Source organism: Exilibacterium tricleocarpae, from assembly GCF_007004655.1.
Taxonomy (GTDB): Bacteria; Pseudomonadota; Gammaproteobacteria; order Pseudomonadales; family Cellvibrionaceae; genus Exilibacterium; species Exilibacterium tricleocarpae.
In genome coordinates this window covers 197,972-219,881 of sequence record NZ_ML660089.1, presented here as the reverse complement: position 1 = coordinate 219,881, position 21,910 = coordinate 197,972, and the positions used below count along the sequence as shown (strand labels likewise).

19 protein-coding genes are annotated in these 21,910 nt (G+C 58.3%); 5 read left to right on the top strand and 14 right to left on the bottom strand.

The features are described 5' to 3' along the window. Positions 1-30: 30 nt before the first annotated feature. The 3 genes from ttcA to FKG94_RS05475 all read right to left on the bottom strand — a co-directional run bounded on the left by ttcA (position 31) and on the right by FKG94_RS05475 (position 3,677). Positions 31-999, bottom strand: a complete 969-nt coding sequence (ttcA, locus tag FKG94_RS05485; protein WP_142903195.1) for a tRNA 2-thiocytidine(32) synthetase TtcA — start codon at positions 997-999, stop codon at positions 31-33. Between the two features lie 97 nt (positions 1,000-1,096). Then, entirely contained in the window at positions 1,097-2,161 is a 1,065-nt protein-coding gene (locus tag FKG94_RS05480) for a hypothetical protein (protein WP_142903194.1), read from the bottom strand. A 1-nt stretch (position 2,162) separates the two neighbouring features. Next, a complete protein-coding gene (locus FKG94_RS05475) occupies positions 2,163-3,677 on the bottom strand; it encodes an adenylate/guanylate cyclase domain-containing protein (protein WP_142903193.1) in 1,515 nt (504 codons plus the stop codon). 419 nt (positions 3,678-4,096) lie between these two features. Between FKG94_RS05475 and FKG94_RS05470 the strand changes: the two genes are divergently transcribed. After that, complete coding sequence (locus FKG94_RS05470) at positions 4,097-4,867, top strand: flagellar brake protein (protein WP_179957499.1); 771 nt, start codon at positions 4,097-4,099, stop codon at positions 4,865-4,867. Positions 4,868-5,023: 156 nt separating this feature from the next. Next, on the top strand, positions 5,024-6,334 hold the full coding sequence (gene bioA / locus FKG94_RS05465; RefSeq protein ID WP_142903191.1) for an adenosylmethionine--8-amino-7-oxononanoate transaminase: 1,311 nt from the start codon (positions 5,024-5,026) through the stop codon (positions 6,332-6,334). A 27-nt stretch (positions 6,335-6,361) separates the two neighbouring features. Here bioA and FKG94_RS05460 read toward each other — a convergent pair whose 3' ends face one another. The 11 genes from FKG94_RS05460 to adk all read right to left on the bottom strand — a co-directional run bounded on the left by FKG94_RS05460 (position 6,362) and on the right by adk (position 19,089). After that, positions 6,362-8,059: a fused response regulator/phosphatase gene (locus tag FKG94_RS05460; RefSeq protein WP_142903190.1), complete on the bottom strand. Its 1,698-nt coding sequence runs from the start codon at positions 8,057-8,059 to the stop codon at positions 6,362-6,364. A gap of 18 nt (positions 8,060-8,077) precedes the next feature. Continuing rightward, on the bottom strand, positions 8,078-8,383 hold the full coding sequence (locus FKG94_RS05455; RefSeq protein WP_142903189.1) for an STAS domain-containing protein: 306 nt from the start codon (positions 8,381-8,383) through the stop codon (positions 8,078-8,080). A gap of 104 nt (positions 8,384-8,487) precedes the next feature. Next, the gene (locus tag FKG94_RS05450) at positions 8,488-9,675 is read right to left on the bottom strand and encodes a methyl-accepting chemotaxis protein (protein ID WP_142903188.1); all 1,188 of its coding nucleotides are present in this window, start codon (positions 9,673-9,675) and stop codon (positions 8,488-8,490) included. Between the two features lie 192 nt (positions 9,676-9,867). After that, complete coding sequence (gene trpS, locus FKG94_RS05445) at positions 9,868-10,887, bottom strand: tryptophan--tRNA ligase (RefSeq protein ID WP_142903392.1); 1,020 nt, start codon at positions 10,885-10,887, stop codon at positions 9,868-9,870. Between the two features lie 189 nt (positions 10,888-11,076). Further along, the gene (locus tag FKG94_RS05440; RefSeq protein ID WP_142903187.1) at positions 11,077-12,198 is read right to left on the bottom strand and encodes a tRNA-queuosine alpha-mannosyltransferase domain-containing protein; all 1,122 of its coding nucleotides are present in this window, start codon (positions 12,196-12,198) and stop codon (positions 11,077-11,079) included. Between the two features lie 15 nt (positions 12,199-12,213). Further along, positions 12,214-13,314, bottom strand: coding sequence for a cyclic nucleotide-binding domain-containing protein (locus FKG94_RS05435; RefSeq protein WP_142903186.1), 1,101 nt, complete (start codon positions 13,312-13,314; stop codon positions 12,214-12,216). A 76-nt stretch (positions 13,315-13,390) separates the two neighbouring features. Further along, positions 13,391-14,713 carry a M18 family aminopeptidase gene (locus FKG94_RS05430; RefSeq protein WP_218943447.1) on the bottom strand — a complete coding sequence of 441 codons (1,323 nt, stop codon included), beginning with the start codon at positions 14,711-14,713 and terminating at the stop codon, positions 13,391-13,393. A 203-nt stretch (positions 14,714-14,916) separates the two neighbouring features. Continuing rightward, the gene (locus FKG94_RS05425) at positions 14,917-15,714 is read right to left on the bottom strand and encodes an undecaprenyl-diphosphate phosphatase (protein ID WP_142903185.1); all 798 of its coding nucleotides are present in this window, start codon (positions 15,712-15,714) and stop codon (positions 14,917-14,919) included. Between the two features lie 36 nt (positions 15,715-15,750). Then, positions 15,751-16,467: a tRNA (adenosine(37)-N6)-threonylcarbamoyltransferase complex dimerization subunit type 1 TsaB gene (gene tsaB / locus FKG94_RS05420; protein ID WP_142903184.1), complete on the bottom strand. Its 717-nt coding sequence runs from the start codon at positions 16,465-16,467 to the stop codon at positions 15,751-15,753. A gap of 123 nt (positions 16,468-16,590) precedes the next feature. Next, on the bottom strand, positions 16,591-17,436 hold the full coding sequence (locus FKG94_RS05415; RefSeq protein ID WP_142903183.1) for a hypothetical protein: 846 nt from the start codon (positions 17,434-17,436) through the stop codon (positions 16,591-16,593). A gap of 999 nt (positions 17,437-18,435) precedes the next feature. Beyond that, positions 18,436-19,089 carry an adenylate kinase gene (gene adk, locus FKG94_RS05410; protein WP_142903182.1) on the bottom strand — a complete coding sequence of 218 codons (654 nt, stop codon included), beginning with the start codon at positions 19,087-19,089 and terminating at the stop codon, positions 18,436-18,438. A gap of 431 nt (positions 19,090-19,520) precedes the next feature. On the opposite strand from adk, the gene FKG94_RS05405 reads away from it, so the two are divergent. The 3 genes from FKG94_RS05405 (at position 19,521) to FKG94_RS05395 (ending at position 21,541) form a co-directional block, all read left to right on the top strand. Beyond that, the gene (locus FKG94_RS05405) at positions 19,521-19,877 is read left to right on the top strand and encodes a pilin assembly protein (protein ID WP_142903181.1); all 357 of its coding nucleotides are present in this window, start codon (positions 19,521-19,523) and stop codon (positions 19,875-19,877) included. Between the two features lie 134 nt (positions 19,878-20,011). Continuing rightward, positions 20,012-20,782, top strand: coding sequence for a hypothetical protein (locus FKG94_RS05400; RefSeq protein ID WP_142903180.1), 771 nt, complete (start codon positions 20,012-20,014; stop codon positions 20,780-20,782). A 189-nt stretch (positions 20,783-20,971) separates the two neighbouring features. Continuing rightward, positions 20,972-21,541, top strand: coding sequence for an RNA polymerase sigma factor (locus FKG94_RS05395; RefSeq protein ID WP_246124963.1), 570 nt, complete (start codon positions 20,972-20,974; stop codon positions 21,539-21,541). Positions 21,542-21,910 lie beyond the last annotated feature (369 nt).

Below are 21,910 nucleotides of genomic sequence, written 5' to 3'. Positions count from 1 at the left end.
CGGTACAGGCCGGCGCGGGCTCGTGACCGGCTAGAGATTGACGGTGTCAATAAAGTCGACATCCGCCGTAGTAGCGGGATCAGTGGCGGGATCAGTGGCGGGATCAGTGGCGGGGTCAGTGGCGGCATTGACAGCGGATGGCGGCTCGACCACAACAGGGCCCGCCATCGGCGGGGTGCGAGGGGACGGCGGCGAGCTGCGGTCGATCTGCAAACGACTAAAGTCAAACAGGTCGCTATCGGCCAGCTGGGACGGCGAGACCCGCTGCAGGGCGGAAAAAATAGTCTCGGTGCGCCCGGGGTCCTGCCGATCCCAGGTCTGCAACATGGCTTTGATGGCCTGGCGTTGCAGGTTTTCCTGGGAGCCGCAGAGGTTACAGGGAATAATCGGGTACCGGCGGTGCTCGGCATAACGCGCCAGGTCCGCCTCCCGGCAGTAGGCCAGCGGCCTGATAACGACATTGCGGCGATCATCGGCCAGCAGCTTGGGCGGCATCGCCTTCAGGCGACCGCCGTAAAACAGGTTCAGGAACAAAGTCTCGACGATGTCATCTTTATGGTGGCCGAGCGCAATCTTGGTAGCCCCGATCTGTTCGGCAAAGCCGTACAGGGTACCGCGGCGCAACCGCGAGCAGAGTCCGCAGGTAGTCTTGCCCTCGGGAATCACCGCCTTTACCACGCTGTAGGTGTCGCGCTCGACAATGTGATAGGGCACGCCAAGTGAGGCCAGGTACCCGGGCAGGACCTCCTCCGGGAAGCCCGGTTGCTTCTGGTCCATATTGACGGCTATCAGCTCGAAGGAGACCGGGGCGGTTTTCTGCAGGTGCAGCAGGATATCCAACATGCAGTAGGAATCCTTACCCCCGGAGAGACAGACCATAATCCGGTCGCCCTCGACAATCATGTCGTAGTCGATAATGGCGCTGCCGGCCTGACGGCGCAGGCGCTTTTGCAGTTTGTTAAATTCGACGCGGTCCTGGCGGCTCTGGTTATCGTTCATGGGCAAGTAAGGTCCTGGCGGCCAATTGACATATCGCCCGCTGCCGGCAGCGGGCGATTGGGGAGCCTATTGTACGGATTTTAAGCGGCGGGGAAAGTCACCCTTCGGCGGCGTCCAGGCGTTGGAGTTTTTCCAAAAAGCGCTGGACCCGGCCGATATGGGCCTGCACTTCCTGGTCATCGGGTGCCAGATCGGCGGCGTAGCGCCAGGCTTGTAGCGCCCGTTGCAAGGAGCCCTGACTGTAGTATGTCTGTCCCAGCTTGAGGAACAATTGCACCTCAGAGTCGATGCTCTCCTGAAGCTTCAGTGACCAGGTCTCAACCTCCTTGTCGCCGGCGGGTGCCCGGGCCTGCAGCTCCAGCATTTTTTGCTGTGCCTGCGGCCACCAGCGCGCATCCACCAGGTCCCGATATTCCTGTTTCAGCACACTCAGCTCGCGCTGCGCATTGACACCCGGCTCAGAGGACCGCGGCGGCCGGGTGTGGATCATTTTTTTGCTCTGAAGACCCGACCGCAATTGCGCCAGCCTCTGCGCCTGTTCCGGCGACTGATCAAGGGATTCGGCCACCTTCAGGCAGTCCGCCGCCAGTGCCGACCCGGCGCTTTGACCACTGGCGCAGGCGATAAGCTGGTCGGTGATATCGGCGCTCTTCCGGCGCTGCCGCCACAGCTCCAAGCGGTACCGTATATTGCCCGGTTTCGCCTTAGCGCGCCGCTCCAGCAGCGTCTGCTGCTTCGCCAGCAACTCCCCTTGTCGCAATTGCAACTCGGTTTCGATGGCCTCCAGGTAGCGGTCGCGTCCCAGCAGCACCCGCCCGCGCGCCGCCTGTAAACGGTCGCTGTCGACCAGCTTTTGCAGGCCGTTGTCAATCACCGCCAGGGCTTCCACCCACTGGTTCCGCCGTTGCAGTTGCTCGGACTCGCGCACCGTGTTCGCTTCGAATTGCTGGATCAGCGGCCGCAGGGCCCGGCGCCGGTTGGCGAGGGCGGCAAACTGCGGATCGCTGGTATCGAGATCGGCCAGCTCTCGACGCGCCTGGCCGTACTCCTGCTGCTGTACCAACTGGTCTACCAGTGCCACCCGGTCAATACTGCGCGGGAGGTGGCCGCAGGCCACCAGCAGCGGAGCTATTGACAGCAGTACAAGCAAACAACGCATCATCTTAAATCGCCTTCGGTGGCTGGTCCGTCGTGGTGAGCAGCCCATCAATCATCTCATCTATCGACTGCTCATAACGACTGGCCAACGCTTCGATACGGTAGGCAGACACCATCGCGGTCACGCCTTTGACTTTCATTTGGCGAAACGGTTCGGCAGTCACGCGACCGGGTCGCTCAAGTCGCTCTATGACGTCGCCACCGACCACGATATCGTCGGGCTGACCCAGGCTGCACAGCCGCGAGGCCAGGTTCACTGCATCGCCCACCACCGTGTACTCCATGCGCTGATCGGCACCCACCATACCGGCCATCATCTCACCGCTGTTAATCCCGATACGCACGCAGACCCGGGGTTGGCCGAGTTGGTGGCGGCGCTTGTTGACCCGCTCCAGCAGGCGCTGAATCATCACGGCGCAGGCGATGGCGTCAAACCGGTGGTCGGGGTTGGGACGCGGTGCGCCGAAAATAATCATCGCACAATCGCCGATAAATTTATCCACCATGCCCATATACAACTGGCTGCACTGGGTAAAGTAGGCGAAATACTCGTTGAGCAAATCCACCACCACCTCGGGCGCCAGGCGCTCCGACAGCGAGGTAAAACCGACGATATCCACAAACAGCACCGAGGCCTCGACCCGCTGGCTGCCGATGCCCACGTCATTTAAATCACTGAGCACTTGCTGCGCCACATCGCCCGCCACCAGCCGGTTCAGGACACCTTCGACCTGGTTTTTCTCGCGCATATTGCGCACCATGCGATTGACCGCCTGGTTCAGCCGACCGAATTCATCGCCGCGGTCTTCGGGCAGCTGCACATTCAGATTGCCCTGCCCCAGTTCGTCGGTAGCCATCACCAGTGTCTTTATCGGCCGCCCCATGCGCTTGCCCATCCAGTAGGCGATAATCACACTGAACAGCATCATCAGGGCGGTCGCCGCCAGCAGGGTGTGAATCGTCTGGCGGAAGCTGTACTGAACATCCGCCAGTGACAAGGTAATGATAGCCTGCCCGGCGGTAACCTGCCGAAACTGTACCGGGGCAAAAAAAGAGACCAACTGGTGCGGGACGTTCAACAGCGACTGGCCCTGCCAGGTCACCGACTGCAGCTCCGTATGCGGCACATAGTCCACCAGCGGCTCGGGCACCAGGCCCTCCCCGGCGAGTCTCTCTCCTTTCGGGTCCACCAGCGCCGCCCCTTCGATGCGGTGATCTTTGACCAGGTTGGCCGTCAGCACCTGCATATCGAACTGGTTATCGGTAAACACGGGATCGATGGCGGTAGCCGCGTACTGGCCGACAATGGTCGCACCGTAAGACTCGATCTGGCGGCGCATCAGGTCTTCCTGGTAATGAATAACAGCCGCGCCGAGCGCGCCCATACCGAGAATAATCAGCAGCGAGAAACTGACAGCCATTTTGTAGGCGATCGGCAGGCGCCGCGGCAAAGCGACCAGCGTGGAAAAAAAACCGCGGTTGTCGTTCGCCGCGGGCAGGGTTTTGTGCATGTCTTGCATATTCAACCGAACCGTCGCCTGTAATCGTCGCCGCGGTAATCTTAACACAGTGCAGGTCAACTGTTGTCGAACGCGAGGCGAAGCGGCAGCGGCGATTCTATCCCGACCGGCCCGCAACGCCCGGGGTAAAAAGAAGAATAAAGTGCCGGCCGCTGCCGGCCTGCGGCAGCGGCTTGCCGCCGCAGGCCCGGGCCCCCTGCACAAACCTGCACGCTGCGGGACTGGATCGCTGGCACAGCGCTTGCACGGATGAGTTAAGGGAACAGCGGATTATAAGGAACAGCGGATTAAAGGGAAAAGGTGGAACAAGGTAAAAAAGCGGGTTGAGGTAAGAAGTAAAGACAACTCTCCAGCGGCAGGCGTATTGCACATTCACTGCCTGTTCATTTTTTATGACCCCAGAGGAGGATACGGGGACCATGTCATTGTTACAGAGCGTGTTGCGCAAGTTTTATCGACCGGAGTCAGCATCGGCGTCAGCGGCGAGCGCGACCGAACCGGGATCGGTATCGCGACTCCATCACTATTCACCGCTGATGACCCTGCTCGAAAAACGCCAGCTCCTGGAGGTCATCAACGATCAAACCGGTGAGCGCTATCAGAGTATGATTCTCGACGTCAACGTGGTCGCCGGCCTGTTTATGCTCGATGACCTGTTTCCCGCCAACCCGACCGCACCGGTGCAGGTGGGCGATGCATTGACCCTGCGCCATCACCACAATGGCCAAGTCCTGAGCTTCAGCGCACCGGTCATCGATATCGAGCAGGCCCAGACCGCGCCGCTCTATACGCTGAAGCTGCCAAAAGAGGTGGGCTATCGCCAGCGTCGCCGCTGGCCGCGGGTGGACTTGCGTCAACCGCAACCACTGACGGTGCGGCTCAAATCGCCGTGGTCCACACCCTGGTTTGCCACCGCGCAAAACCTGTCAGCCGGCGGCATGCGCCTGCGTATCGGCGGCAATCTGCTGGACCAGCTCCACTGTGACCAGGCCCTGCCGCTGCTGGAGTTTCAGTTTAACCGGGACTTTCGCGTCCGCTGCCAGGCGCGGGTGAAAGGCTTCCGCTTTTGCCGCCGCCCCCACCGCCATACCCAGCTCAGTGTGGAATTTGTCGATATGCCTGCACACCAACGCATACAGTTGGAGGCCTTCGTCAGCACCTTGATAGAGAGGAAAACCAAAGCGGCCTGACAGGAATTCACAACGGCGCAAATGCACAACCGTCGATCACACTGCAACGGCACCACGGTGGTTGCACCCGCGCGGCCGGCGCCCCGGGTCGGCACCTGGCAAAACGGCGGCAAAATCCGGTAACATAGCGCCCCCGACCCACTCACTGCACAGACCATGACGCTAACACCCCCTCTGACCGATCCGCTCAGCACCGACGCGCTGCTGCAAATCGATCGCGAACATATCTGGCATCCTTATACCGCCATCCCCTCGCCGCATCCCAACTATCCGGTGGTCAGCGCCCGGGGCGTGCGGCTGCATCTGGCCGACGGCAGAACATTGATCGACGGTATGTCCTCCTGGTGGTGTGCGCTGCACGGCTACAACCACCCTGAACTCAACGCCGCGCTGCAACGACAGATGGAGGAGATGTCCCATGTCATGTTCGGCGGCATTACCCATCCGCCGGCGGCAGAGCTGGTTCAGTTATTGGTCGAGCTGACACCGGCCGAGCTCACCCGGGTGTTTCTCTCCGACTCCGGTTCGGTGGCGGTAGAGGTCGCCATCAAAATGGCACTGCAGTACTGGCACGCCCAGGGCCGGGCGCAAAAAACACGGCTGCTGACCGTGCGCTCGGGCTACCACGGCGATACCTTCGGCGCTATGTCCGTGTGCGACCCGGTCACCGGCATGCATCATCTGTTCAGCAGTGTGCTACCACAACAGGTATTCGCCGAGGCCCCCGGTTGCGGTTTCAACCAGGCCTGGGATGAAAAATACATCGCTGACGCAGCGCAGTTACTCGCCGACCACCATGAACAACTTGCAGCATTTATTCTCGAGCCCATTGTCCAGGGCGCCGGCGGCATGCGCTTCTACTCACCCACTTACCTCAAACGGGTAAGGGAATTGTGCGATCACTATGATGTGTTGCTGATTGCCGACGAAATTGCCACCGGCTTTGGCCGCACCGGCAAGCTGTTCGCCTGCGAGCACGCCGGTATCAGTCCCGACATCATGTGCCTGGGCAAAGCCCTGACCGGCGGGTATATGACTCTGGCCGCAACCCTGTGCACCGACAAGGTCAGCAGCGGCATCTGCCGCTCGCAGGCCGGCGCGTTTATGCACGGCCCCACATTCATGGGCAATCCCCTCGCCTGCGCGGTGGCGGTGGCCAGTATTCGCCTGCTGTTGCGCTCGCCGTGGCGCCGGCGCGTCGGCGCCATAGAGGGCCACCTGCGGACCGTCCTCGAGCCCTGCCGGGCCCTACCCGGGGTTGCCGATGTGCGGGTGCTCGGCGCTATCGGTGTGGTCGAGTTGATCGCGCCGGTGGAGATGGCGAGTTTTCAGCGGCAACTGGTCGATCGGGGCGTATGGGTAAGGCCGTTTGGCAAGCTGGTCTATGTCATGCCGCCGTTCATTATCGAACCGGCCGACCTCGAGCATTTATCGGCGGCACTGGTGGAGGTGATCGAGGGCAATTGAGCGCCTCGGGCAGCTCGCGTAAGGCGCCTAATCGAGTAAATAGGTCAGCGTCAGGGTGCGCCCGCCATTGCTGAACTCTACAGCTTCGCTGAGCGAACGCAGCAAATCGATACCGCGACCTGTGGGCAGATCATCGGTGTCGTCGTCGCACTGCTGTACTTTAGCCACGTCAAAGCCGGGTCCGGTATCCGTTACACTAATTTGCAAGCGATTGACCGGCCCCGGTATCACTTGCAAATTGAAAGATAACTTGCCGTTTTGCAATCCTTCCAAACGTTCTGTGCGCGCCTGATAATAAGCTGAGAAACCATCGGTCGTCTCCTTTTGTACGGATTCCAATTGCAACAAGCCGTGTTCCAGCGCGTTGGAGTACATTTCACTGAGCAGCGTGTAGAGTATGTCTTTGTGAGGAGCGGCCCCCTCCACATCTGCGATCATACTCACCAGTCGTTTTACTGTGTCGGGCTGCCGCAGGTGGTGTGGCGCCAGTTCCACGTCGATGGACCAGGGCAGGATACCAGCAGCGTCGGTCCGAATTGGTTCGACGTCGCTGTAACGGCTCTCCCGGCTGTGATTGCAGTGGGATACCGGACGGCAGATAATTTCCACCATAGATATATCGTCGTCCTGCTCGCCTTGCTCGCGAAACGCACTGACCGCTTCAAAAAGGGAGGTCAATCCCTGTTCCAGCGGCGCACTCAACAGTTGCGCCAGGCGGTCTTCGCCGAACATCTCGCCCTGCGGGTTGCGGGTTTCGATAACCCCATCGGTGTAGGCAAACAAGCGGGTATCCGGCGGCGGCTGGTAAAACACGGCCTCCCGCTCAAACTCCTCGGTACCGAGCACCCCCAGCGGCATGTTTCGCGCTGCGATCCGGTCGACAATCGCCCCGCTCCGATCCAACAACAACAGGTCGTTCATACCGCCCGACCAGATGGAGAGACGATCGCCCCCCTGGTTCATCTCGATGAGGGTGGCGCAAAAGAACATATTATCGGGCAACAACCGAACCAGCCGATCATTGATTTCACTGGCGATATCGCCGACTCCCGCCTGTTTGTCCGACATGGCGTAAAAGATATCAGAAACCGGCAAGCAGCCGATGGCAGCCGACAGGCCATGGCCGGTGAAGTCCCCCAAAAGCACATAGACACCGCCGGAGGGAGAGGGGGCAGACAGCAGCAGGTCGCCGTTGAACATGGTCATCGGCGACACATGGAAGTTGACATTTTCACAGGCGGTATCGATGCGCCTGATACCGTTTTGAAACACATGCTCGACAATACTGTGCTCCCGCTCCATCACCCGCTGGTGATACTCCAGCCTCTCATTGGTCACACTGAGGCTTCGATGCAGGTTCACGGTGCGCTGATGGGCGCGCAGCTTGGACACCAGCACGGCTTCATTGACGGGTTTGGGCACAAAATCATCGCCGCCGACATCCAGGCACTTCTGCAGGGTTTTATCGTTATCCATCGCGGTGACAAAGATAATCGGCACAAACCGATCCTGGCTATCCGCTTTCATGATTTTGGTCGCCTGGTAACCATCCATTACCGGCATATTGACATCCATCAGCACAATATCGATATCATCTTCCGTATCGAATAGCGAACACGCCTGGCTGCCGTCTCTGGCACAGACATAATCAAAGCCGTGATCGGATAAAATCAAACCCATCAGTTCGCGGTTGTAACCGTGATCATCAACGACGAGAACTTTCACTACTCTACCCTCGCCGGACTATTCGATATTGAATTTCTTGTCGAAACGGGAAATGGAGAATATCTTTTTAAGTTGTTGATTAGCATTGATAATGCAAATCGAGGCCTCGTGCTCGCGCCAGAATTTTTCCATATTGATCAGCATACCCAGCGCCGAGCTGTCCATGTATTGCGTGTTGCGAAAGTCGATGACAAAGCGCTTGCAATCGGCGTGATCAACCTGCTCATAGGCGCGGCGAAATTCGTCCACGCAACTAAAGTCGAAGGTATCACCCAGTAATATGGTAACTTCCTGTGATGCGCTTTTTGTCGTACTGATGGCCATACTAGCCCCTCAACAGTTATCGGTAACCTGATCTCGCTGCCCGGCGCCTGCACGATAAATTGACATCAGAGCAGACCGACTGACGCAGCAACGTGAATTGATGCTCAATAAAGTTCTATCTCGGCTGAATCGGAGTCATCTCCGGTTTCGGCGCCACTCGCAGCGGCGGCCTGCTGTTCTGCTAAGTCGTTGAGTTTTTGGCAGGTGTCGGCAAGCAGGTCAGGCAGACTTTGGGCCAGTGCCGACTGGCCGTGCGCCAGGGCCACGACAGTCTCCACCTCACCGGCTTTGCCTTGAATTTTCGTTGCCGTCTGACCGACGATGTCGGCAAACTGCAGTGCGGTAACCGCCGTATTGACTTCACCGGTGATCTGGCCGCTGATTTCCGTCAACTGCGCCACCCCCTTGGCAACATGCTCGTTGACGTCCTCCAGCTCCTTTATCATGCCGTCGAGCTGACCTTTTGCATCGATAGCAATGTTCATATCCAGCGAGGCGATTTCGGATACCACCGATTCCACGGTAGTAATCGTCTCTTTGGCGGCCTCAGCGCGCCGGCGTATATCGTCATTCAGTTTGTTGGAGTCCTGGGACAATTTGCGCACCTCATCGGCCACCACCGCAAACCCGCGCCCCGCCTCCCCTGCCCGGGCCGCCTCAATGGCCGCATTCAGCGCCAGCAGATTGGTCTGATCGGCGATACCGCGAATGTCGTTGATCAAGCTGAACATGCCGTCCAACTGACTGACCATGTCCTGGATTTTGTGCACCGCCTGCACACTTTTTTCGCTGACATCCACGAACAACTGCACATAGGTATCGAGAATTCGTCCAACTTCGGCGGCAAAGTCGTTCAACGTCACCGGATCAACGTTTTCCGTCGCCTCCTGCTCGGCCCCGGATACCCGATTGGCAATGCCGATCATCAGCTCATTCTGGGCGGCAGAGTGTGAGTTCAACCCGTTAAAACTGGTATAAAGCTTTTGGATGCTCTCGTCGATCACCTGCTGCACCTGGGTCGACAGGCTCACCAGTTCGGCACATATCGGCCCGATAAACGCATTAACCTGTTGGTCGAGCACCCGCAACTGCATCAGCGCGGCATGGTCATCGTCCACAGCGCTGTCCTCGATGTCTGCAGATGTGCCTCGGAGCACCGGCCAGAGGGTCACAGCCGCCGTCACCAGTGCCCACAGGGCCGGCAGATGGCGGTTGTCCACCGCGTAGATCAGCACAATCAGTACCAGCCAGGAACAGGCCACACCGGCTACCCGCAATAGAGGTCCATCCACCGTTCGGTTACTCTCCGCAGTCCGTAAAACAGCCAAATCCCATGGTTCTTTCGCCTTACACCAACATTATCCTTAGGAATTATAGTCGTTAAATTCAAATCACCAGGGGAGATTGGGGGGAAAGTGGGAAAAGGCGACACTTACCCCCGCCAATAGGCGGGGAGGCATCGAAGAGCTTGACGCAGTCGGGTCTTAACGGAGCGGGCGGATGCCGACCGCCTCCCTTAACTGCTCGAGGAACGGCCGGCCGACAGCGCGGGCTTTATCCGCACCCTGCTGCAACACATCTTCAATATGGTTTGGGTGGCCCAGCAGCTGTTCATACCTGTCACGGGCATCGCACAGCTCGTTGTCCACCAGTTCAAACAACTGCCGTTTCGCCTCGCCCCAGGCAATGCCCTCGGCAAAGGCCTGGCGCATGGCGGCAGTCTGCTCGGGGGTGGCGAAGGCCTGCCAGATTTGAAACACCGTGGAATCATCCGGGTCTTTCGGTTCACCCGGCTCCAGGAGGTTGGTTTTGATCTTGTTGATATGCTTGCGCAAGTGCTTGTGCGGCAAAAACAGCGGGATGGTATTGCCATAGCTCTTGCTCATTTTGCGCCCATCCAGACCATTCAATACAGCCACCTGATCGTCTACTACCGCCTCGGGCAACACAAAGAGCGGGTTGTCGCCGCTGCTGTAGTGATGATTAAACCTGCCGGCAATGTCCCGCGCCATTTCAATGTGCTGGACCTGATCCCTGCCCACGGGAACCTGGTTGGCCCTGAACAGTAAAATATCGGCGGCCATCAGCACAGGATAGCAGTACAGTCCCATGGTCACACCGAAATCCGAATCCTCGCCCGCGGCCTCATTGGCCGCCACTGCAGCCTTGTAGGCATGGGCGCGGTTCATCAACCCCTTGGCAGCCACACAGCTCAACAGCCAGGACAGCTCCGGTAACTCGGGAATATCGGACTGCCGGTAAAATACCGCATTATCGGCATCCAGCCCCAGGGCCAGCCAGGTGGCGGCAATCTCCCTGGTCGATTGATTGACCTGTTCGGGGGACCGGCACTTGATCAATGCGTGATAATCGGCCAGAAAGTAAAAGGATTCGGTGTCGTCACGGCGGCTCGCCGCGATTGCGGGTCTGATGGCACCGACATAGTTACCCAGATGTGGTGTACCGGTGGTGGTGATGCCGGTGAGTATTCTCTGTTTTTCCATTCTCTGTTTTTCCATTGGAACGGGATTCTCTCGCCCGCGGCTGTGGAGTTGTATCAGGGCGCTAATGATACAGCAATCATCGTGGCAATAAATCCCGCTGGCACTGGTGGCACTCGCCCCGGTCGTCCTGAATGGCAGCGCCTTCAGCAAATATGCTCAAGGCAGTGCGATTCTGGCCTCCAGTGGCTATTACTGCCACAGCTTATCCGGCGCCGCATCGATCAGACCGGCAAAGACCTCGGCATAGGCATCCCGGCAGGCCGACCAGCTCAGGGCCTCGATATTCACCTGCGGCAGGCGACCGCCGGCCTTTTGCAAGGCCAAGTCCTGCAGCATCGCGGCCAGCGCCCGCGCCTCTACTTCGGAATCGCCCGGCGCCGCATAACAGCGATCGGCGCCAAACCACTCCGGATAAGCCTGGCGCCGGGGTACCGCGGGATAACAACCGGCGGCCACGGCTTCCAGCACCGCCAGTCCCTGAAAATCGTGCAGCGCGGTGGACACTGCGATATCGGATGTCCGCAACAGCTTGCGGTAGTCTTCGACAGTGTCCCGGTAACCCCAGGCGCCGAGCGCGTCGCAGGCCTGCAACAGGGTTTTGATCTGCTCGAATTGTGCCGGACGGCGGCGAAACTGCCGCCCCACCACATGCAGGCGAAACGGCAGATCGCAGTCGACAAAAAGTTGCAGCGCCCGCAACAGCCGATCCGGCCCCTTATCGTACTCCCAGCGATGGTTCCACAGCAGCGTCAGTGGCCGGCTCGACAGCGGGTCGCGCTGCACAAAACAGTCGTCCTCGAGGGGCACCGGCAGCACCCGGCTGCGGTCGCGCAGCCGTTGTGCCAGAGCCGGCGGTACGGCATCGGGCATTTTGGCAAGCAGGGCAGCGGCTCCCTCCAGGAAAGTGCGGCGATTGAAATCGGAGTTGAAGGCGATAACGTCACCACAAAGCGCCGTGTAGAGATTGACTATTTTCGGACCCGCACTGTCGAGCTGTCGCTGCGACAGCGGGTAGGCGAACTGGTTTTCATGGAAGTACACCAGGGTCGGCAGCGCCGCCAGCGCCGGGACAAACCCGCGCAATGCCGCCAGATCAACCATGGAGGTGGCCACCAGCAAATCGTAGTCGTCGCGCAATTGTGGCGCCCCGGACCGCCCCCAACTGAGACTGTTGCCGCGGATACGCCAGCGGAAATGCCTGGCCGGCAGTGTCAGTACCGTCCAATCGATAGCGGGAAATTGGCTCACCAGACCCCGCCACCAGCGCCGGTGGCTGTCGGCGTCGTAGGCAGAGAGCAGCAGGGCCCTCATCGGTGCACCACGGAATTATGACACCGGATCGCCGCCGTGATCATCACCCTGTTCATCACCCTGTTCATCACCATAGTGCAAAGCGGCATCCTTCAGGATGCAGGCATCGAAACCGGCCTGGCACAGCAGTTGCGCAGCCACTTCACTGCGCCGGCCGGCATCGTCGGTAATGACATAGACCTGTTGCCGGTCCAAGGCTGTAAAACGCCCCCGCAGAGAGGACAGTGGCAGGCTGCGGGCGCCGGTCACATGCCGGTGGCGGTGCTCTATAGGCAGCCGCACGTCCAGCACCTGGATCGCACCGGCGCCGTCACTCTGCTCTCGCAGTGCCTCATAGTCGATGTAGCGCAGCAGCGGTTCCTGCAACAGCGCCTTGAACGTGTCTTTGTCCAGGCGCATCAATACACCATCGGTGTCCATGGTAACAGTGGCGTTGCGCGTGGTGTCGCCGACCAGCGCCTCCTCGCCAAAATAATCACCCGCACACAGGACCGCCTCGAGCTTGCCGGTCTTCGACTGCACCCGGGCCTCACCACTTTCAATCACATAAAAATAGTCGCCCTGCTCACCCTCTTTAACAACCGGTTCCCCACTCTTGACCTCCACCGACTCAAAACGGGTAAACAATTGCTGGATATTGGCCGGGGGAATCTGGGTAAACAGGGGAGACCGCAACAGACAGGACATCCAATCGGACTCATCGTCGTCGTCCTCACCACCACCCACTTCCACCTGCTGGTCTTTCAACCCGGTCATGGAAAAGTCGCTGCTTTGACTCCAGGCCATCACCAAATCGAGAAAATCCCGCTCGACACTCAGCAATTTCACTTCCGACTTGGCGATGGCCGATACCTGGGGCGGCGAGCTGCCGCCGAGCGGAAACCGCACGTCCGCGCTGTCAGGGGTCAGCGAGGTGACGGCAAAAGAGGAATCGATCAGGTCGATATGACCGGCCACCAGATAGAAGCTCTCCGGCAGCGCCCTGCCGCGCTTAAACACCAGTGTACCCTTGGCAACATGGCGCAATTTGACCCGACCCTGAACCCGGTTTATGTACTCATCGTTCAGATTGTCAAAAGGTGTAAAGGTGCGGAGTATATCCGGACTGATTTCCATAGTGATTCGCAACCACTCGTTCGCTGATTAACCCACGCCCAACCGCCCTGCGGTCCCATTCGGCCCACACAACGCTCTACCAGGGCAATTGCGGTACGGCATAAAAATGGCCCAGCACCCGACACAATGCCTGGGCATCCCGACTGCCCGCCAACTCGCGGATCGAGTGCATGGCAAAAGTGGGCACACCCACATCGAGGGTTCTCACACCGATCTCCGCCGCCGTTATGGGGCCGATGGTACTACCGCAGGCCAGATCGGTGCGCACCACAAAAGACTGTACGGCCACGTCCACCTGCTGGCACAGATGACGGAACAAACCACTGGTTTCACCGCTGGTGGCGTAGCGCTGGTTGGCATTGACTTTGATCACCGGCCCGTCGTTGAGCAGTGGACCGTGCTGGCTGTCGTGGCGGTCCTTGAAATTGGGGTGCACCCCATGCGCATTGTCTACCGATATCATCAGCGACCGCTCCAACATGCGATTGCGTGCCTCAGCCGCCGGCACCAGCCGCTCCAGAAACGACTTCAGCATCGGTCCCTGGGCGCCGCAGGCCGAGACGCTGCCCACCTCTTCGTGATCGTTACAGACCAACAGACTGGAGACGGCATCGCCGGCGCCCAACAGCGCCTGCAGGCCGACATAGCAGCTCAGCAGGTTATCGAGTCGCGCCGCGGCGATAAATTCCCGGTGCAGACCGACCAGCGCCGGCGCCTGGGTATCGTAAAAAAACAAGTCGTAGTCCAACACGGTGCCGGCCGGATTCTCAGCCGCCTTATCCGCTTTCCCGACCGTCTTTCGTAACTCCTGTGCCAGCAACGCCTTGAAACTCAGCGCCGGCGCGTCACCCTCGGCGCGCATCAGCACTGGCGGCAGATGTGTTTGCGGGTTGACCGTGCGGCCGTTGTTGGCATCCCGATCGAGATGAATCGCCAGACTGGGAATCACCGCGATAGGCCGGCCAAAATCCAGCAGCTCACTGCTAATGCGGCCACGCTTATCGAGCGTGGTAACCCGTCCGGCCAACCCCAGATCGCGATCAAACCACGGGTTCAAAAGCGCGCCACCGTATACCTCCACACCCAGTTGCCAGTAGCCCTGAGACTGGATTTCCGGATTGGGCTTCACTTTCAGGCAGGGGCTGTCGGTATGGGCGCCGGCCATGCGCAACCCGGCGTTTGTCGGGTCGTCGCGACCGTGAATAAAAGCGATGATAGACGAGTCGTTGCGTGTTACATAGTACCGGCCACCGGCGCGGAGCTGCCACGCATCACCCTCATTGAGCCGCTCGAAACCTCCGGCCTGCAACCGTTCCGCCATAGTCCTGACAGCGTGAAAGGGCGTGGGGGAGGCCTGTAGGAAAGCCAGTAATTCATCGTTGAAATTGTCAATATCCACGCAGTTACCCTTTTGACATTTAATCTTTTGCACTTCGCCTGTTGTGACAACGCTTTCCGCCACTGGCGGCACTGATCAGGGATCGGGCCAGCCATTTTACCCGATTAGTCGCAGCCCGGCTTGCTGACGTCAGACCCCCGGGGCAAAAAGGGGTGACATAACGGACTGCCTTTCACCGGCGCCCGGTGTTTACTAATGTCGTACTAGAACGCCAATAACGCCACCAAAACACCACCCAATATCAGCCGGTAAACGACGAACGGCATCATGCCGATACGATTAATAAAACTGAGAAAGTAATAGATACAGAAATAAGCGCTGACAGCGGCCACCACGGCCCCCAGAATAATGCTTGCCCAGTCGGTGTCGCTGTCATCGAGCAGGCCCAGTGCCAGGTAACCGCCGCTTAGCGCGATAATCGGAATGGACAGCAGAAAAGAAAAGCGCGCGGCAGCATCGCGCTGGAACCCCAGGATCAAAGCCGCGGTAATGGTGATCCCGGATCGGGAGGTACCCGGGACCATTGCCAGCGCCTGGCAACAACCGATAATCACCACCAGCGGTAAGGTCAGATCGCTGAGCTGAAGCTGGCGTTTGCCGGTTTTGTCAGCCCACCCCAACAACAGGCCGAAAATGATGGTGGTTGCGGCAATGACCGCCATCGAACGCAGGTTTGTCTCGATAAAATCGTGCAGGAACAGACCGGCCAACCCCGCCGGCACCGTGCCCCAAATAATAAACCAGCCGAGGCGACTGTGTTCCGTGGCGCCCTGACGGCCGAAGCTCTGGAACCACGCGGCCGTAATTTCGACAATATCGCGGCGGAAGTAGCTGAGCACCGCAATCAGTGAACCGAGATGCACCGCCACATCAAAGCCCAGCCCCTGATCCGGCCAGCCCAGGACTTCCTTGGGCAAAATCAGATGCGCCGAACTGGAAATCGGCAGAAACTCGGTAATACCCTGCACCAGGGCCAGTAAAATGACCTGAACCAAATCCACGTTAACTCACTCCGTCCCCGTTTCTCACCGGCTTATTCAATCGGCTCGTCGCTCGCGCAGGCGTTGCCGCTTCTGCCATGTCACTTCATCGCGCAGATATACCGGCTGGGCTTCCAACACCGGCACGGTTTCACCCCGCAGGAAACAGGCAGCGCCAAGCTCGGCAATGTCGCCGGCGTGGCAGTCGGCGTCGGTCAGGACCTGCGCGGGCGCCAGGCAGGACAGGCCCGGGTAACACCATCCCGATCCGACGCCGACAAGCTGCCCGCGCAATGACACCAGGTCTTCACGTTGATCCAGCGCATCGGGTGCGCTGACAAATTCCGCCGAGTTCGGCACCACGCCGGCACCGTCGACGGTAAAAAGCCCCCAGTAAATTTGTTCCATACGCGCATCCAGCGCCGCCATGACCGAACAGGATGCGGGCAATTGCCGGCGCCTGCGGGCACCGGCGACCAGGGCCAGCAATGTGGAAACCGGTATAACGGGGAGGTCGGTACCAAACGCCAGCCCCTGGACGGTACTCATACAAATTCGCAAACCGGTAAACGAACCCGGCCCACAGCCAAACGCGATCGCATCGATGTCTCGCAACCGCAGTTTTTGCTGCGACAGCAGCCCGTCCACCGCGGGCAGCAGACGCTGCGTGTGCTGCCGCGGTGCACGCTGAAAGTCCTCGATGATTTCCCCCTCTAAATAGAGGGCAACAGAACAGGCATCCGTTGAGGTATCGAGCGCCAGAATCTTACTCATGGTGATAATCCGCTTGAGCGCGCCATTTTCTCAGATTTCAACGGCAGCTTACACAAAAAATCCCCCGACGAACGAATTCGCGGGGGATTTCGATGGTGCGGCCACAACTCGGCCGCTAAAATGCTACTTTTTCTTGGCGCGACTGGTGCGTTTGGCGGCAGTCTTGCGCTTCGCCGGCGCCTTGCGCGCTGCAGCCCTGGGCTTGGCTTTCGCCTTGGCCTTGGGCTTCGACTTGGCGGCCGCTTTCCTGGCGGCTGCCTTGGCCTTGGCGGCCGCCTTCCTTTCGGCGGCTTTGGCTCTGGCAGCGGCTTTGCGCTCAGCAACCCTGGCCTTTGCTGCGGCCTTCTTCGCCGCTACTTTAGCCTTGGCAGCCGCTTTTTTAGCGGCAGCAGCCATTTTAGCCTTCGCCTTCTTCTCGGCAGCTTTGGTTTTGGCATTTGCTTTCTTTTCTGCAGTTTTTGCCTTCTTGGCGTCAGCAGCAGCCCGCTTTTTCTTCCATTTGGCTTCAAACGCTTTCACAGCCTTGGCGAGATCGGCTTCGGCCTTCGCTGCCAAACCGGCCTTCAGAGCTGCGATACGCTCTTTGGCGGCTGTCTCAGCAGCTTTGGCCGCTGCCGCAGTCTTGGCGTTTTGCAGGGTGGTCTTGGCTGCTGATGCCTTGGCCCGCAACGCTCTGACTTTGGCGCTCAACTTGGTGGCGGCGCCGGAGGCCGACTTGGCTGCGCGCTTGTCAGCGGCTTTTTTCGATTTGGCTGCTTTGTTTTTGGCCGCCGCCGCTTTTTTGCGCGCGGCTTCTACTGCTTTGCCTTGCGCCTGGACATCCTTCATCAGTTTGTCCAAAGCTGCTTGAGCCTTTTCAACCGCCGGCGATGCGACGGCTACCTTTTTTGCCGGAGCTGCACGCTTAGCGGCCGGGCGTTTTGCAACGCGGCGCTTAGCGGCTGCTTTCTTCTTTGCTACTTTTGCCATCTTTCATTCTCCTCAACGAATGTCAATCCACTAACATCTAGAACCATAGCACAAATAATGTACGCCACAGGCGTCGAGGGAATATTATTTTAAAAATCTAGGTTTTGCACGCTTTGCAACACATTTTTTTGAAAAAAAACGGGAATTTTGGGTATTTTTTTTAATTTTTTTCAGTTTTTTTGGATTTTTGGCAAAATTCAACGAAAACGTAACCGAAAAAACAAAATTCCCTTTCACATTGCCGCGGTTTATCCGAGACCGTATCAACGCTCAATCTGCACACCAAATTTTGTAGACGGCGACAAACAAAAACCAAATACACCGCCGCTCAAGCACAAATCAAACCCCGCAACGACGTAAATTCCGAGTTCGCTCCATAAAAAACTCACCAAACATTCCAAAAAATACTACTAAACTCCAGGTTTAGACTGTTTCTTCTATATCGAGCAGCCAAACGGACGTAAATCCAGGTGGGATAGGGGAAGATTTCCACACTTTTACAGGATTTATTGTTTCTTTTATCTACGCGCGGTTACAAACGGCAGAAAATTTCCCCGCTGCAGCGAGAAGTATCCTCGTTCAATTCACTTCCAGCACCACATCGACAGGGATAGCCCCCCCAAGGCGAATGGCACTTACTTAAAAGGACTTAGGCCAATTTATCGATCTCAACCCCGATCCTATCGATCTTGATTAAGAATACTGCGCGGAGGCCTGCCTCCGGCTGGGGCTTTCAGAAACTCTCGCCAGCAGGGATGCTGTCGGGACTACCACCAAAAGTAGGCGCTACAGGCGAAAGTAGGCGCCTTGAGCGAGAGTAAGCGCTTTAAGCAAGCGCCCAGGGGTGGAGCGGGAAACAGCGAAGCGCTGCTTCGCCTCGCGGAACGCCCAAAACCTCTGGCTTTGGGCTGGACCGATGCAAAACAGAACTCGACGCGGTGCGCGGACAAAAAAAAGGCCCGTCAGGGCCTTTTACAGTCGCGCCGCCTGCGTTCGCCATCAGCCGAGCACACTGAATATTCTCTTTTTGATGTCTTCCATACTCCCGGCGCCGGCAATTTGCGTGTAAACCGGTGCGCGGTTCTCATCGCCTGCGCCCTGTGCGCGGTAGAAACCGACCAGCGGTGCCGTTTGCTGGTGGTAGACCGCCAGTCGTTTGCGCACCGTTTCTTCTTTGTCGTCGTCGCGCTGAATGAGCGCCTCCCCGGTGTCGTCGTCAACGCCGTCGCGCGCGGGCGGGTTGTGTTGCAGGTGATAAATCCGCCCGGACGCCTCGTGCACCCGCCGGCCGCTCAGGCGCGCAACAATTTCCTCGTCCGCTACATGAATTTCAATGACATGATCGATATCGATCCCCGCGTCGCAAAGCGCTTCAGCCTGCGGAATAGTGCGCGGAAAGCCATCGAACAAAAAGCCGCGGGCGCAGTCGTTTTGAGCGATCCGCTCCTTTACCAGTGCGATAATCAAATCGTCCGACACCAGGCCGCCGGCCGCCATCACATCCTTGGCTTGCAGCCCCAGAGGGGTACCGGCCTTCACCGCGGCTCTGAGCATGTCCCCGGTCGATATTTGCGGAATACCGTAGTTTTCCATGATGAACTGGGCCTGAGTACCTTTTCCAGCGCCGGGCGCTCCCAATAAAATGACTCGCATTACGGAATGCTCCTTATAGAGTGTCAGAGGATACTGCCGGCGAGGCGCACGGGCCGCCTTATTAGCCGCTCACAGGAGACCGGGCTCCCGCAAAAATGGGCCTTACCATACACTTACGGCCCCTCAATCACAAGAATCCCCCGAAAGGCAGTGATAAGCTACTGTTTTTAAAGCGTTTAGTGGAAAGCTTTCGATTTTCTCGAAGGCGCATCCACAGCGCCGGGCGGCGTGCCGCCGGCCTGTTTTTTTGCGCCCTGCCGGCGGCTGTAGCGAGAGCGGGAACCCGTTCACCGCCGCGGGGTTGGAATTGATCTATAAATATTCAGTAAAATCACGACTATTCCCCTCGGGCGCCCTGTAGCGGCAGCGCGGCAATGCGGCGCCCGGGAAACTGTTGCGTACAGTAGTGACTACTATTATGAGGTGTATAAATGAAGGTCAGTGAACTTGCACGTCTATGGGAACAAACCGCCGCCGGGCAACTTACCGAGACAGTCTATACCCTGCGCCTGCCCGTGGAGGACGCGGCCAAATTGGAGGCGCTGTCTGAAATGTACCCCAAGCGCTCCCGCGAGCACCTGTTGACCGATTTACTGTCGGCGGCATTGGACGATCTGGAGAAAAGCCTTCCTTATATAAAAGGATCGCGCGTCATTGCCGAAGACGAACTGGGTGATCCGATGTTTGAGGATATAGGACCGACACCCCGGTTTTTGACACTGGCGAAAAAGCACCTGCAGCGACTGCAGAACCAGCAGTCTTCCGGCGGCCAAAACGGCGAAGACTAGGAGCCGATACCCGTCGACAGCGACATCGCGAAATGACTCCAAAGCGAGCACAACAGCACAAAACAACGCCAAATCTGTGACAGAGTACATTATAATGGCGGCCATATACGTTACTCTTTTCCAGCCTGACGCCGATGTTTGCCTGCGCGCGTCTGCGCCATCCAGGCAACGACCGCAACCATGGCGATATCAACGACAACGCTAATGGTAAAACCAGTGGCAAAACTAACAACGGGACAGTGATTATGGGACTCTTCTCGCGCACCAAAGCAGCCGAAAAAGATAACGACAGCCTGTTTGACGACAGTGATTTGCCCGGCAGCAGCGACCTCAACGAAAGTTTTCTAAACGAGCGGGAGGGCGCCGAGCCCACCATCGATGTACCGGAAAAACCCGCTCCCCCACCAGCGCCGGCCCGCTACGGTATCGAGGATGCGATAGCACTGATGCGCAAACTGCCGAAAGATGACAACGAAGTGGTGGTGACGGTGGTTAACAAGACACTCGAATCCACCCACATCCAAGTGGCCGACATTGTCCAGGACGCCAACGCCAAGGAGACGCGGCTGCGCGACCAACACAAAAAGCTGGAAACCGAAATCAAAGACCTGCAGCGCGAAATAGAGCGCCGCAATCGACAGATCGCCGAGATACTGGCCGACCTGAAAGAGACTTCAGAAGTCAGCCAGCGCTTGCAGTTGGCCTTGGAGCTGGAGAAAAAAACCAAGCCCGCCACCCAGTCCCGGACCTCAATTGCGGACACCAAGCCGCCCACTGCCAAACCGGCCGCCGCACCTCCTGCCACCGGCGCCGCCAAGCCGCCGGAACCCGGCCGCAAAACATCCGCCGCGCAGCCACAACGCCCGGTCGCGCCGACCACGGATCCCGCCAATCCCAAGCACTGAACGGCCAGCCGGCGGCGGCGCCCCGCTCCCCTATTTGACACGCGCTCTGTCGCCCGCGGCATTTTTTTGCTATAAAGCGCTGTAACTCTTTAACACTGCAGGACCGAACCATAATAACCCTGCACGCTATGGCCCTATAGAATGTGATCCACAGAAGTGCCTGAGCAGTAATAACCTAGGCGTCAGCCATTGATTAAAAGTCGTACAGCAACTGCCAATATGGGCCACCCGCAAAAGACACTACTGGAAAAGTTGTTTCAAAATCACGCCACCGATTTAGTGCGCTTTCTCACCCGCAAGCTCAAGAACGCCCAGGACGCAGAAGATATCGCTCAAAACGCCTTTATTCGCATCCAGCACCTGGCTGAAATGGGAAAGCTGGAAAACCCAAAAGCCTATCTGTATCAGACAGCGTCGAATCTGGCCATCGACCAGATCCGGCGGGAAAAACTGCACAGTAACTATGTGCAGGGAGAAATCACCCGCGGCCTTACCGGATCGGAGACCAGTCAGAGTAGCACCCTGTCCCCGGAACGACTGCTGGCGGCGCGACAGGATCTCACGCAGATGGAACAGGCCATCACCGGTTTGCCGCTCAAGTGCCGGCAGGTCTTCCTGCTGCACAGGGTCAAGGGCATGACCTACACAGAAATCGCCCGCGATATGTCCATTTCCGTCTCCAGCGTCGAAAAATACATTTTGCAGGCACTGAAAGCATGCAGACTGGCCCTGGCCAAGTCGAAAAATGCTGAACTTTAGTGCAGAAACATAGACAAAGTCATCAGATTTATTGCGTGGTTTGGTGCACTATTCGTCTAATGTGTTGTAACAAGCCCTGAATTGTGGCTCGTTATGCTAGAATCCGCGCCAATGCGCAAACTGGGGCAGACACCCCTGAAGTGAGTGCACGGCAGCGCGCAACCGGGTCCCGGTAAAGAACCGGTCCTGTAAAGAACCGGTCCTGTAAAAAGCCGGTCCTGTAAAGAACCGGCCCAAAGAACCGCAGGCGCAGGACTCAGCAGCGCGCGCAGGAGCAGGGAAGGCGCACAGAAGGCGCACAACAGTGACAGACAACGGCAGCCATGCAGTGCCGATGTGGTAATACGCGGGGAATCGAAGTTTATCGCG

Bases quoted from the DNA above. Each gene is read 5' to 3' on its own strand.
- ttcA (WP_142903195.1), bottom strand. From the start codon at position 999: ATGAACGATAACCAGAGCCGCCAGGACCGCGTCGAATTTAACAAACTG.
- FKG94_RS05480 (WP_142903194.1), bottom strand. From the start codon at position 2,161: ATGATGCGTTGTTTGCTTGTACTGCTGTCAATAGCTCCGCTGCTGGTG.
- FKG94_RS05475 (WP_142903193.1), bottom strand. From the start codon at position 3,677: ATGCAAGACATGCACAAAACCCTGCCCGCGGCGAACGACAACCGCGGT.
- FKG94_RS05470 (WP_179957499.1), top strand. From the start codon at position 4,097: ATGTCATTGTTACAGAGCGTGTTGCGCAAGTTTTATCGACCGGAGTCA.
- bioA (WP_142903191.1), top strand. From the start codon at position 5,024: ATGACGCTAACACCCCCTCTGACCGATCCGCTCAGCACCGACGCGCTG.
- FKG94_RS05455 (WP_142903189.1), bottom strand. From the start codon at position 8,383: ATGGCCATCAGTACGACAAAAAGCGCATCACAGGAAGTTACCATATTA.
- trpS (WP_142903392.1), bottom strand. From the start codon at position 10,887: ATGGAAAAACAGAGAATACTCACCGGCATCACCACCACCGGTACACCA.
- FKG94_RS05440 (WP_142903187.1), bottom strand. From the start codon at position 12,198: ATGAGGGCCCTGCTGCTCTCTGCCTACGACGCCGACAGCCACCGGCGC.
- FKG94_RS05435 (WP_142903186.1), bottom strand. From the start codon at position 13,314: ATGGAAATCAGTCCGGATATACTCCGCACCTTTACACCTTTTGACAAT.
- tsaB (WP_142903184.1), bottom strand. From the start codon at position 16,467: ATGAGTAAGATTCTGGCGCTCGATACCTCAACGGATGCCTGTTCTGTT.
- FKG94_RS05415 (WP_142903183.1), bottom strand. From the start codon at position 17,436: ATGGCAAAAGTAGCAAAGAAGAAAGCAGCCGCTAAGCGCCGCGTTGCA.
- adk (WP_142903182.1), bottom strand. From the start codon at position 19,089: ATGCGAGTCATTTTATTGGGAGCGCCCGGCGCTGGAAAAGGTACTCAG.
- FKG94_RS05405 (WP_142903181.1), top strand. From the start codon at position 19,521: ATGAAGGTCAGTGAACTTGCACGTCTATGGGAACAAACCGCCGCCGGG.
- FKG94_RS05400 (WP_142903180.1), top strand. From the start codon at position 20,012: ATGTTTGCCTGCGCGCGTCTGCGCCATCCAGGCAACGACCGCAACCAT.